Source organism: Cutibacterium sp. 37298 (assembly GCF_023838685.1).
GTDB classification, from domain to species: domain Bacteria; phylum Actinomycetota; class Actinomycetes; order Propionibacteriales; family Propionibacteriaceae; genus Cutibacterium; species Cutibacterium acnes.
On record NZ_JAJNRJ010000005.1, the window covers coordinates 99,191 to 110,389 of the forward strand.

An 11,199-nucleotide genomic window follows, 5' to 3' on the forward strand; every position below is an offset into this window, starting at 1 on the left:
GTTCTGCAGGTGTCTGTTCCACTATCTCCGACCGGCGGCGACATGGGAGACGCCGATCCCCGAGCTCGCGCCGTCCTGGCCACTTGTCTTACTGACGATCCGGAGGTTTACCGACAGTCCTACCTTGAAGCAGTGTCCACGTTGTGCGCAGGAGTACGCCTATTCATGCCGGTGATGGCAGATGAGGAGGGGGAAATCGGTGCTGTGAAGCTCACTAACAAGTTAGGAGACACCGCTCTGTTGGCATTCACCGGGATTGACTCCCTCACAGCGTGGGACTCGCGGGCTCGTCCGGTACCGGGCCGTCTCCCAGATCTTGCGGCCACAGTGACCGAGGTGGCGGCTGATGCCCTTCTTATTGACGTGGCTGGTCCAGCGCCCCTCGTCATCGGGACTGATGTCCTCAAGCCAATCGAGGATGGCGGGCGACTCGTGAAACTCGATGATGGTTGGGGATGGGCGCGCAGCGGGGGGTTGGGATGACCCTGTCAGTTTCGCCGGTGTCGTCCTCTCGCTACGTTTAGCCCCGATTTGTGGCGATGTCATCTCTTGCCGTACCATGAGCGAAGCGATCAGGGCAAAACTGGTCTTGCGTAAGCGGGGGCCTGACCTCCCACCTAGGCGGATTCCGTTCGCCGGGTTATGCTGATGAGTTTCATCGGCTTGGCGGGATGTGTGTACATCCCACGTGTCAGGTCTTCGCGCATTCGCGAGGGCCTTATTTTGTATCCGGATCGTGGAGGCGCAGTTATGCGCCACGATCTAAGAGAACAGACATCCGGGAGGACCCCATCAGTACTGAACCCCGCATCAACGAGCGGATTCGCGTTCCCGAGGTGCGCCTGGTCGGCCCTAATGGCGAACAGGTCGGCATCGTCAGGGTCGAGCAGGCATTGCAACTTGCCCGCGAGCAGGACCTCGACCTCGTCGAGGTGGCTCCGCAGGCCCGGCCCCCTGTCGTCAAGCTCATGGACTACGGCAAGTTCAAGTACGAGGCGGCCCAAAAGGCCCGGGAGTCACGACGCAACCAGGCGAACTCCATCATTAAGGAGATGAAGCTTCGTCCGAAGATTGATGACCACGATTATGAGACCAAGAAGGGCCACGTTCTGCGCTTCCTCAAGGCCGGGGACAAGGTCAAGATCACGATTATGTTCCGTGGTCGTGAGCAGTCTCGACCGGAGCTCGGGGTCAACCTGCTGCGTCGTCTTGCCGATGATCTGACTGAGTACGCGACCGTCGAGTCTCCTCCCAAACAGGAGGGCCGCAACATGCTCATGATCCTGGCTCCGACTCGTAAGAAGAACCAGGCCAAGGCGGATCAGAAGGCTGAGCGTGACCGTCGCGCCGCTGAGCGTGCCGAGGCTGCTGAGGCTGATAAGGCCTACGAGGCTGCGCAGCGGGCTGCTGCAGGCACTGCGAAGAAAAAGAAGAAGAAGGGTCCGGCCGACAATATGGATCCTGACATTGACCTCTGAGCGTTGCTCAGAACCTGGCGATCCGGTTTTCGCCGGTGAGCCAGCCCGGGACCTTCCCTCCGGTTCGCGGGACGACATACATGAACGAATGGAGCTATCCATGCCCAAGATGAAGAGCCACTCCGGGACGAAGAAGCGTTTCAAGGTGACCGGCTCGGGCAAGGTCACCGCTCGCAAGGCCGGCAAACGCCACCTCAACGAGCACAAGTCCTCGCGCGTTACTCGCCGTCTGACCGGGGAGACCGTGCTGTCCAAGGGCGAGGCTGCCAAGGTTAAGAAGCTGCTCGCTGGTCATCCTGGCCGTTGATGACAGCCGACGTCGCGGCTGACGACGTCCCCCCAAATCCGTTGGGCGATATCCGCCTCGAACCAATCCGGGATTGACCCCGGGAGATCCAAGGAGAATCACTATGGCACGCGTGAAGCGTTCTGTGAATGCCAAGAAGAAGCGTCGTGAGGTCCTCGATCAGGCCTCCGGTTACCGTGGTCAGCGCTCGCGCCTGTACCGCAAGGCCAAGGAGCAGACCCTCCATTCGGCCACTTATTCGTTCCGTGACCGTCGTGCTAAGAAGGGTGACTTCCGCTCGCTGTGGATCCAGCGCATCAATGCTGCTTCCCGTGCCCAGGGCATGACCTACAACCGTTTCATCAACGGTCTGAAGAACGCTGGCGTCGAGGTCGACCGCAAGATGCTCGCTGAGCTTGCCGTCTCCGACATTAACGCCTTCAACAGCCTGGTCGAGGTCGCTAAGGCTAACCAGCCGCAGAACGCTGCTGCCTGAGATGGCCATGACTGGCGGGCCGAACGACGACTATTTGGGATGGGATCGCATCTCGAAGGGGTCATTGCGTTCGGCCCGTCGTCTTTCATCTCGGCGCGGACGCGATGAGTCCGGGCTGTTCTTGGTAGAAGGTGCGCAGGCAGTTCGTGAAGCCCTAGCATGGCCGGGTAAAGTCAATTTGTTGGCAACCTCGGACCCAGCTCGCGATGCTGAGCATGTCGAGGTGGCTACATGTCGTGGCGTTCGGGTCGTGGTGCTCACTGACGAGGATGTCAATGCGCTTTCTGATACCGTCACCAGTCAGGGGATCTTCGCGGTATGTCGGCAGGTTACGCGTCGTGAGCTGCCTGACGAAGCTGTTCGTCTCGCCGTCATCTGCGCTCAAGTGCGCGATCCCGGAAATGCCGGAACGGTCATCCGCTGCGCCGACGCGTTTGGCGCCGATTGCGTCATCTTGACGCGGGGATCGGTTGATCCACATAACCCCAAGACGGTTCGCTCTTCGGTCGGGTCGATCTTTCACTTGCCCGTCGTTGTCGGTGTCGAGCTGGCCGATGCGGTTGAGTGGGCCCATCAACACCAGATGTCGGTATTGGCGGCTGACGGGGGAGGTCATAGCCTTGACGTCGTTGCTCGGTCAGGATGCCTCAAGCGGCCTATTGCATGGTTGATGGGTAATGAGGCGTGGGGGCTTCCTGAGGCCGATCGAGCTTTAGCTGATGAGATCGTGGGGGTCCCGATGTGGGGGGCCGCCGAGTCTCTCAACCTCTCAACCGCAGCCGCAGTAGTGCTGTACGCCACAGCAAGTGAACAGCGAGCCTGAAGAGTGTAGGGCGCCCGGCCATTGTTGACGGCGTCGACGCCACTAGACTTATGTCCATTAGTCGTACACGTGTGTCCGGAACACGCGCGTTGTCCAACGTCAACCCATCAGGGGGAAGGCCCATGAGTGGCCCCAACACGAATTATGACCCGGTCCAGGTAAGCGCCCTGGACGCCGATCAGGTCGAGGCCCGGGTGGCCGAGGCCTTGGAGGCGATTGCCCGGGCTTCTACTACTGCTGAGCTTAAGCAGGTGCGTATCACTCATACCGGTGACCGGTCTGCGCTGGCTCTGGCCAACCGCGAGATTGGTGCGCTGCCGCCTGCTGCCCGCAAGGATGCCGGTAAGCGCATTGGGCAGGCTCGAGGGCGGGTGAATCAGGCCTTAAAGGCTCGCCAACAGGAACTTGCCGAGGCTGAGCTTGAGGCCCGACTCGCAGCGGAAACCACCGACGTTACGTTGCCGGTTGTTACTTCGCCTCAAGGTGCTCCGCACCCGATCACGGCTCTTATTGACAACGTCTGCGACGTGTTCACTGCTATGGGTTGGGAAGTTGCTGAGGGTCCCGAAGCTGAATCCGAGTGGTTCAACTTCGACGCTCTGAACCTTGGCACTGATCACCCGGCTCGTGCCTTGCAGGACACGCTGTGGCTCGACCCGGTTGATGACGGTAAGTGCATGCGCACAGCTACCAGTCCGGTGCAGATCCACACCTTGCTTAAGCAGCAACCTCCGGTGCGCATTATCAGCCCGGGCAAGGTGTTCCGTGCCGATGAGTACGATGCCACTCACCTTCCAGTCTTCCATCAAGTCGAGGGATTGTGCGTCGACAAGGGCATCACCATGGGTCACCTCAAGGGCACCGTCGACGCTTTTGCCCGCGCCATGTTCGGTGCCGTGCGCACCCGTTTCCGTCCACACTACTTCCCCTTCACCGAGCCCAGCGCTGAGGTCGACCTGGAATGTTTCGTCTGTCATGGGGCCTCGGTTGGCAACCCTGATCGTCCGTGCCGCACCTGCCGTTCCGAGGGGTGGATCGAGTGGGGCGGCTGCGGGGTCGTCAACCCACGGGTACTTATTGCCTGCGGTATCGACACGGACGTCTACTCCGGCTTTGCCTTTGGCATGGGCATCGATCGCACGGTGATGTTCCGCAACAATGCCCCCGACCTGCGCGACTTCGTCGAGGGTGACGTTCGATTCAGCCGCTCACTGAGGGGAGGAGCACGATGAAGGTTCCTATGTCATGGCTGCAGGCCATGGTTAATCTGCCAGACGGCACCACTACTGACAAGGTGGCCAAGGCGCTGACCAACCACACAGCGACCGTTGAGAAGGTCGAGGTCGTTGGTGGGGAGCTGACCGGCCCGATCGTGATCGGACACATTCTTTCTTCGGTTCCCGAACCGCAGAAGAACGGCAAGGTCATTAACTGGTGCCGGGTTGACGTTGGCCCCCGCTATAACGCAGAGGGACATCCTAAGAACATTGAGGAGGGGGTCGAGGGCCGCGGCATCATCTGTGGCGCTCCCAATGCCGTCGAGGGAGCCTGGGTTGTCGTCTCTCTGCCTGGCGCCGTGCTCCCCGGCGGATTCGCCATTAGTGCCCGAAAGACGTACGGCCACATGTCTGACGGCATGCTGTGTGCCTCCGACGAGTTGGGTATCGGTGTCGACGACGCCGGCATCATCACCCTGCCACCATCGGTGGAGGGTCACCAGCTCGTTCCCGGCGAGGACGCCTTGCCGATTCTCGGGGTCCCCGAAGAGGTCCTGGATGTTGACGTCACTCCAGATATCGGCTACTGCATGTCGATGCGCGGCATCGCCCGCGAGGTGGCGCACGCCATGTCGGTACACTTTCGCGACCCTTACGACGATGAGCCCATCGGTCCGGTGCTGGGTCCCGTTGCTGTGGACGTCCAATCTGACGCCTGCAGCCAGTTCATCGCTCTGCCGGTCAGTGGTATGAACCCCGGCGCTCCAACGCCCCGGTTCATCACCGACCGTATCACCCGTGCCGGGATGCGTCCGATTAATCTGGTTGTCGACGTTACCAACTACGTCATGTTGGAGTCTGGTCAGCCGCTTCATGCCTATGATGCCGACAACGTCAGCGGGACGATTGTGGTCCGTAAGGCCCACGAGGGTGAGCATCTATTGACCCTCGACGACACCGATCGCACCCTCGATCCTGACGATCTAGTCATCGCCGACGACTTGGGAGCCATTGGCCTGGCTGGCGTCATGGGTGGTGCGGCCACCGAAGTGACTGCTGAGACGACGTCAATCATCCTCGAGGGCGCTCACTTCGACCCGATGACGGTCGCTCGTGCTTACCGACGCCACAAGCTCGGTTCGGAGGCCTCCCGCCGCTTTGAGCGGGGCGTTGATCCGATTTGCGCCCATACCGCAGCCGTTCGCGCAGCGGAATTGCTCGCCCAGTACGGCGGTGCCACCGTCGGTGAGCCCACCGTCGTTGGTGAGGTCCCCGAGATGCCACGTCAAACGATCAACGCTGATTTACCTAACCGGATTCTCGGCACGAAGGTGCCAACTGAAGAGGTCATCGAGATCTTGACGCGTTCTGGGGTTAAGGTGACCGCATTGGGGGACTCCCTTCACCTTGTTGCCCCGACTTGGCGTCCTGACCTTGTTGATGCCTACGACTATGTTGAGGAGATCGGCCGCAAGATTGGGTTTGATCGCATCAAGGCTGTTCTGCCCCCGAGCTTGGGTGCTAGCGGTCTGACGAAGGCTCAGCGGGGTCGTCGTCGGGTGCTGCGTTCAGTTGTCGAGGCTGGGTTCGTCGAGCTCATCACCTTGCCATTCATCGGGGATAAGGATCTCGACGTTCTCGGCATTAGCGGTGATGACACGCGTCACGCAACTGTCAAACTTGCCAATCCGCTTGACGATACTCGCCCCTACCTACGCACTACGTTGTTGCCTGGTCTATTCCATGCAGTAACGACGAATATGTCGCGATCTCAGGATGATCTTGCAGTGTTCGAAAGCGGAACTGTATTCCGCGCCGTCACTCCGGCTGCGGCACCGCGTCCCGGTGTCGACGAGCGCCCCTCCGATGAAGTCCTTGCCGAGATCGACGCCGCCTTGCCAGCCCAGCCGCGCATGCTCGCGGCCGTGATCTGTGGCAGCTGGCTGCCCGATCGCTGGGATGGAGAGTCGGTCAAGGCTGACTGGCGACACGCTGTGCTGGTCGCCCAGAAGGCTGCTGATGCTCTTGGCGTGAGGCTGGTGCGCAAGGCTGACCGTCAGGCTCCATGGCATCCCGGTCGTTGTGCGGCTCTCATCGTCGATGGGAAGGTCATTGGCCATGCTGGTGAGTTGCACCCCACAGTAGTGTCGAAGGCTGGTCTGCCTCAGCGCACCTGTGCGGTCGAGTTCAATCTAGATGCTTTGGTAGCTGCGGCTCCGCGCGGTGGTGAGGTCATGGCTATTTCAAGCTTCCCGGTCGCCAAGGAGGACGTTGCCCTGGTCGTTGATAAGTCTGTTGCTGCAGAGGATGTTCGGCAGGCTCTCATCGAGGGAGCGGGACCGTTGCTTGAGTCCGTCGAGCTTTTCGACGTCTACGAGGGCGAGCAGGTGGGTTATAACCGCAAGTCGTTGGCTTTCAACCTGCGGCTGAGGGGAGCTGACCGAACCTTGACCGACTCTGAGGCCCTCGAGGCTCGTGACGCTGCGGTGGTGCGGGCTGAGGAAACCTGCGGTGCCCAGTTGAGGTCCTGACGCTGCCAATGTCGTCGAGGATCGTGCGAGGCCTTCGCGAGCCGAGGTGAGTTCGGGACACAGACCTCCGGTGAGTCGCGCAGCTTGATCGATTATGAGGCAGGGACGGGTTTTGGACGCTCAGGCGTCCTGGTTTCCGCCCGCCGCCGGAGTCTGTGACGACGGCGGACTCCCAGCACAACTGACGTATGTGGGGTGGAGACGACGCCATCGCTCCCACCCCACGATGTGACTCGGGTAGTCAGGCGTTCGCCGGAACTTCGGTTCCGATGCCGCGATGACGGATCGGGACCGCGTTGACGGGCAGGTTTGCTGAACGATGCGAATTGACGTCGGTGTGAACCATCGGTTGACCGTCAGCCCCCTCCGGAACGAATCCACCATCCTCGATCATCTGCAGGTCGGCGGCGCCGGCAGCCCCTTCACTGGTGAGGTAGTCCCCCAGGAAGATCGAGTTGACGACCTCAAGGGCCAGCGGCTGCATGGTACGGATGTGTTGCTCACGCCCGGCAGCGGCGCGCACCTCGGAGTCGGGGTGAACAAAGCGCACCATGGCTAGACGCTTGAGGCACCACTGTGGGGTGATGTGCTGGGCTCCACCGGCCAGCGGAGTGCCCTCGAAGGGGAGCAAGAAATTCACCGGCACCGAATCGACCCCATGCTTGCGCAGGTCGAAGATAACATCGACGAATTCCTCGTCGGTCTCGCCCATGCCGGCAATAACTCCGGAGCAGGGCGACAGACCATTGCGCTTGAGGACCTCGACGGTATCCATCCTGTCCTCGTAGGAGTGGGTACTGCAGATCTCGCCGTAATGAGAGCGAGCGGTATTGGCATTGTGGTTGTAGGCGTCGGCGCCCGCCTCCTTGATGGAAGCCGCCTTCTTGTCGTCGACAAACCCCAAACAGACACAAACCTCAACGTCGGGGTGGTCGGCTTTGAGGGAACGTACCATGCCATTGACGCGCTCGACGTCTCGCCGAGATGGACCATGACCGGAGGCCACCATGCAGACGCGACGTGCACCACCGGCAATCCCAGCCTCGACGGCGTCGTGTACCTTCTGCGGATCGGCCCAGGAGTATTTCATGATCTCGGCACGCGATCCCAGACGCTGCGAGCAATAGGAGCAGTCTTCGGGACACAGGCCGGACTTGAGGTTGACCAGGTAGTTGAGGCGAACCCGGTTATCGAAAAAGTGGCGACGCACTTTTCCGGCGGCGGCGATGATTGACATGAGCTCATCATCACTGCTGCGAAGAATCTCGAGGGCCTCTTCGCGGGTAATGGACTCCCCCCTCAGGCCGCGTTCGGTCATGTCGGCTAGATTCAGCAATACTCTGGTCCTTCCGAGACTGGAGACGTCCTGAACGCCGTTCAGGATTGAACGGGATTCAATGTAGTCCATGAGGCAGCACCAATGTGGACTACCCCCGGAAATGGTGTCGTCGTCAAGGGAGTCATCGTGAGCCTGACGAAGCCGGACGTTGTTCGGGCAGGAGTAGAGATTCTCGACGCGTACGGGCTCGGCGACCTGTCCATGCGACGTCTGGCTGAGCGTCTTGGAGTGAAGGCGGGAGCGCTGTACTGGCACGTTGCTAATAAGCAGAGCTTGCTTGCTGCGGTAAGCGACGAAATTCTTGCGGTTGACGGAGGCCCAACGACGGTGCCATCTCAGGACGCCGAACTTTCCGACGGAGTTGACGAATGGGCGCGATGTTTTAGGGTTACTCTCCTTGCTCACCGTGACGGTGCTGAACTCGTTGCGTCGACGATTTCGGTGGGACTAGGGAAAACCGACCCAACCGTTAAGTTGCGCCAATTTATGGAGTGTCAGGGGGTCTGCCGCGAGCGTGCGGATTCGGCCTGTCGGGCCTTGGTGCACTTGGTGCTTGGCCACACGATGGAGGAGCAGACCCGTACCCAGTTGCATGACCTCGGGGTGGTGGGCAAGATTGATCCGGCCAGACAAGATGACGATTTTGACCTGGCCCTGGCCATTTTTGTCGCCGGTCTTGTCTCTTTGCTGTGAACTAGCAACTGGATTCCATGGCTCACCATGGTACATATATGTAGCTAGGTGAATGTTTAGTAGGCGCTCCTGATGGGCGTAACCGAGGGGGTTCGATGAGTGAGGGGCAGTGTGCACCGACCTCACGTACGGCGCGGCATGCCCGGATTCGCGTCTTAATTGAGGAGGGACGAATCTCCTCCCAAGCTGAGCTAGGGGAGATCCTTGCTTCTGAGGGTTTTGTGGCCTCTCAAGGCACGTTGTCACGTGATTTGGTTGAGATTGGTGCTGTGCGTGGACGTGATCATGCTGGGAACCCGTGTTATTCGATTCCCGAGGGCGAGCATCCCTCCGATGTGACGACAGGATCGCCGGCGTGGGTCAAGTTGGCAAGGATGACCAAGGAACTGTGTACCGGGGTACGGAACAACGAGTACTTGGTCGTCCTGAAAACGCCACCAGGTGCGGCCCAGTATTACGGATCGGCCATTGATAAGGCAGGTCTGGACATCGTGTTGGGGACGATTGCTGGAGATGACACTATCGCGTTGATATGTGCTATTGGGGTGGATGCAGGAGAACTTGCGGATGCCTTTTCGCAAATGGCCGTGACGGGGGTGCCGGCTGAGATCCTGTCGCGCTCGGTGCGTGAGGAATTTGCTTGAACACACAGACTGTCTGGTCGGGCCCATCGCTAGACTTATAGTCAGTCGGCTTCGCACGAGGTCGTTGACGAGAGGAAGATGACGTGTCGGATCTGTTGGACGACCTGGAGTGGAGGGGCCTCGTCGCTGACTCCACCGACCGTGAGGCGTTGGAGGCTCACCTCGCCCAAGGACCCGTCACCTTCTATGTGGGCTTTGATCCAACCGCCAAAAGCCTCCATATTGGCCATCTTGTCCAGTTGATGCTGGTGCGAGCCCTCCAGGAACGCGGCCATAAGCCGTTGCTCCTCGTCGGTGGGGCGACCGGTCTTATTGGTGATCCTAAGATGACCGGCGAGCGACATATGAACGATCGGGAAGTCGTTGCTGAGTGGGTGGAGTCGATCAAGGACCAGGTGAGCAAGTATGTCGATACTGATGGCCGGAATGCTGCTCAGATCGTCAATAATTACGACTGGACGGTTAAGTACACAGCCCTAGACTTGCTGCGCGACGTCGGCAAGCATTTCTCAGTCAACCGTATGCTCGCCCGCGACGTCGTTGCCCGACGACTAGAAAGCGGTATCTCATACACGGAGTTCAGCTACGTCCTGTTGCAGTCGCTGGACTTCTACGAACTTCATAAACGCTATGGCTGTACGTTACAAACGGGTGCTCAGGATCAGTGGGGAAACATCACTGCCGGTGCTGAGTTCATTCGCAAGACGACCGGTGACGTTGTTCATGGGTTGGTGACTCCGTTGATTACTAAGGCCGACGGTACCAAGTACGGCAAGACGGAGTCTGGGACGGTATGGGTGGATCCTGAGTTGACGAGCGCCTATGCCTTTCATCAATTCTTCCTCAACGCGGAGGACTCAAAGGTCATTGAGTACCTCAAAATCTTTAGCCCTCGTTCTCGGGAGGAGATTGAGGATCTTGCCCGTAAGACTGAGGAGGAACCGTGGCGTAGAGCGGCTCAGCATTGCCTTGCGGACGACCTGACCGATCTGGTGCATGGTGTGGAGCAGCGTAAGGCTGCCGAGGCTGCAGCCCAGGCCATCTTCGGACGTGGCGAGTTGCGCGACCTCGATGAGCGGACGGTGCTCTCTCTGTCTGACGAGCTCGGTGCCGCCCATCACGAAGGTGGCGAGTACCCGACAGTGGTTGGCGCGATGGTTGCCGCTGGTGTGGTTGACACCAAGTCTGCGGGCAGGCGTGCTGTCGCCGAGGGTGGGGCTTACCTCAACAATGTTAAAGTCGCTGATCCTGATCAGCGTCTGACTGACGACGACTTCCTATGTGGCCGTGTCGCTCTGGTCCGCCGTGGAAAGAAGACTGTGGGTGCTCTGACTCGCTGACCTGTCCTGATCATGATCCGTCCGGGGGCCGCTAGTTGGGCGGTCCCCGGACGATTTTGTGTACCCGCAGATGCGTGCCAGACAAACGCCTCGGGTGGTTGGTGGGTGTGGGTTTGTGTTGGTGGTGGGTGTGTGTGTAGTGTGTGTTGGGCCGTTGGGGGCTGCGTGTGTGGTTCTTGGTGGTGGTTGTGCTGGGATGTTTTCTTGTCGGGTTTGACGGCGGGGGAGTGTTCGGGTATGGTTTCCGGGCTGCTGCTTTGGTGGTGGTGTGGTTGGCTGGTTCTGCTGGCTGGTTCTGGGATCGTGGTTTTGTGGTTTCGGGGTTGGTGTGGTAGGGTTGGTCGGGTCGCCT

Annotated in this window: 12 protein-coding genes; 11 read left to right on the forward strand and 1 reads right to left on the reverse strand. The window is 59.9% G+C overall.

What is annotated here, in order from left to right:
* The first annotated feature begins 42 nt into the window (after positions 1-42).
* The 7 genes from LRP59_RS11270 (at position 43) to pheT (ending at position 6,831) form a co-directional block, all read left to right on the forward strand.
* The gene (locus LRP59_RS11270; RefSeq protein WP_002521294.1) at positions 43-483 is read left to right on the forward strand and encodes an SseB family protein; all 441 of its coding nucleotides are present in this window, start codon (positions 43-45) and stop codon (positions 481-483) included.
* A 353-nt stretch (positions 484-836) separates the two neighbouring features.
* Entirely contained in the window at positions 837-1,478 is a 642-nt protein-coding gene (gene infC / locus LRP59_RS11275) for a translation initiation factor IF-3 (protein ID WP_002514223.1), read from the forward strand.
* Positions 1,479-1,578: 100 nt separating this feature from the next.
* Positions 1,579-1,785 (forward strand): 50S ribosomal protein L35, encoded by a 207-nt coding sequence (rpmI, locus tag LRP59_RS11280; protein ID WP_002514222.1) that lies wholly within the window; start codon positions 1,579-1,581, stop codon positions 1,783-1,785.
* A gap of 103 nt (positions 1,786-1,888) precedes the next feature.
* Positions 1,889-2,260 (forward strand): 50S ribosomal protein L20, encoded by a 372-nt coding sequence (gene rplT, locus LRP59_RS11285; protein ID WP_002514221.1) that lies wholly within the window; start codon positions 1,889-1,891, stop codon positions 2,258-2,260.
* 1 nt (position 2,261) lies between these two features.
* Positions 2,262-3,083 (forward strand): RNA methyltransferase, encoded by an 822-nt coding sequence (locus LRP59_RS11290; RefSeq protein WP_002518404.1) that lies wholly within the window; start codon positions 2,262-2,264, stop codon positions 3,081-3,083.
* Between the two features lie 122 nt (positions 3,084-3,205).
* The gene (gene pheS / locus LRP59_RS11295) at positions 3,206-4,315 is read left to right on the forward strand and encodes a phenylalanine--tRNA ligase subunit alpha (protein WP_002514219.1); all 1,110 of its coding nucleotides are present in this window, start codon (positions 3,206-3,208) and stop codon (positions 4,313-4,315) included.
* Positions 4,312-6,831 carry a phenylalanine--tRNA ligase subunit beta gene (pheT, locus tag LRP59_RS11300; RefSeq protein WP_002514218.1) on the forward strand — a complete coding sequence of 840 codons (2,520 nt, stop codon included), beginning with the start codon at positions 4,312-4,314 and terminating at the stop codon, positions 6,829-6,831. The genes pheS and pheT overlap by 4 nt, the downstream gene beginning before the upstream one ends.
* 241 nt (positions 6,832-7,072) lie before the next feature.
* Here pheT and bioB read toward each other — a convergent pair whose 3' ends face one another.
* A complete protein-coding gene (bioB, locus tag LRP59_RS11305) occupies positions 7,073-8,239 on the reverse strand; it encodes a biotin synthase BioB (protein WP_002514217.1) in 1,167 nt (388 codons plus the stop codon).
* 12 nt (positions 8,240-8,251) lie between these two features.
* Between bioB and LRP59_RS11310 the strand changes: the two genes are divergently transcribed.
* From LRP59_RS11310 to LRP59_RS11325, 4 genes are all read left to right on the forward strand, one after another.
* The gene (locus LRP59_RS11310) at positions 8,252-8,863 is read left to right on the forward strand and encodes a TetR family transcriptional regulator (RefSeq protein ID WP_002514216.1); all 612 of its coding nucleotides are present in this window, start codon (positions 8,252-8,254) and stop codon (positions 8,861-8,863) included.
* 95 nt (positions 8,864-8,958) lie between these two features.
* On the forward strand, positions 8,959-9,507 hold the full coding sequence (locus LRP59_RS11315; protein WP_002521289.1) for an arginine repressor: 549 nt from the start codon (positions 8,959-8,961) through the stop codon (positions 9,505-9,507).
* An 83-nt stretch (positions 9,508-9,590) separates the two neighbouring features.
* Positions 9,591-10,847, forward strand: coding sequence for a tyrosine--tRNA ligase (gene tyrS, locus LRP59_RS11320; protein ID WP_002514214.1), 1,257 nt, complete (start codon positions 9,591-9,593; stop codon positions 10,845-10,847).
* A 167-nt stretch (positions 10,848-11,014) separates the two neighbouring features.
* Complete coding sequence (locus LRP59_RS11325; protein WP_252236871.1) at positions 11,015-11,182, forward strand: hypothetical protein; 168 nt, start codon at positions 11,015-11,017, stop codon at positions 11,180-11,182.
* Positions 11,183-11,199 lie beyond the last annotated feature (17 nt).

Bases quoted from the DNA above. Each gene is read 5' to 3' on its own strand.
- LRP59_RS11310 (WP_002514216.1), top strand. From the start codon at position 8,252: ATGTGGACTACCCCCGGAAATGGTGTCGTCGTCAAGGGAGTCATCGTG.
- bioB (WP_002514217.1), bottom strand. From the start codon at position 8,239: ATGGACTACATTGAATCCCGTTCAATCCTGAACGGCGTTCAGGACGTC.
- pheT (WP_002514218.1), top strand. From the start codon at position 4,312: ATGAAGGTTCCTATGTCATGGCTGCAGGCCATGGTTAATCTGCCAGAC.
- rpmI (WP_002514222.1), top strand. From the start codon at position 1,579: ATGCCCAAGATGAAGAGCCACTCCGGGACGAAGAAGCGTTTCAAGGTG.
- LRP59_RS11270 (WP_002521294.1), top strand. From the start codon at position 43: ATGGGAGACGCCGATCCCCGAGCTCGCGCCGTCCTGGCCACTTGTCTT.
- LRP59_RS11315 (WP_002521289.1), top strand. From the start codon at position 8,959: ATGAGTGAGGGGCAGTGTGCACCGACCTCACGTACGGCGCGGCATGCC.
- LRP59_RS11290 (WP_002518404.1), top strand. From the start codon at position 2,262: ATGGCCATGACTGGCGGGCCGAACGACGACTATTTGGGATGGGATCGC.
- pheS (WP_002514219.1), top strand. From the start codon at position 3,206: ATGAGTGGCCCCAACACGAATTATGACCCGGTCCAGGTAAGCGCCCTG.
- rplT (WP_002514221.1), top strand. From the start codon at position 1,889: ATGGCACGCGTGAAGCGTTCTGTGAATGCCAAGAAGAAGCGTCGTGAG.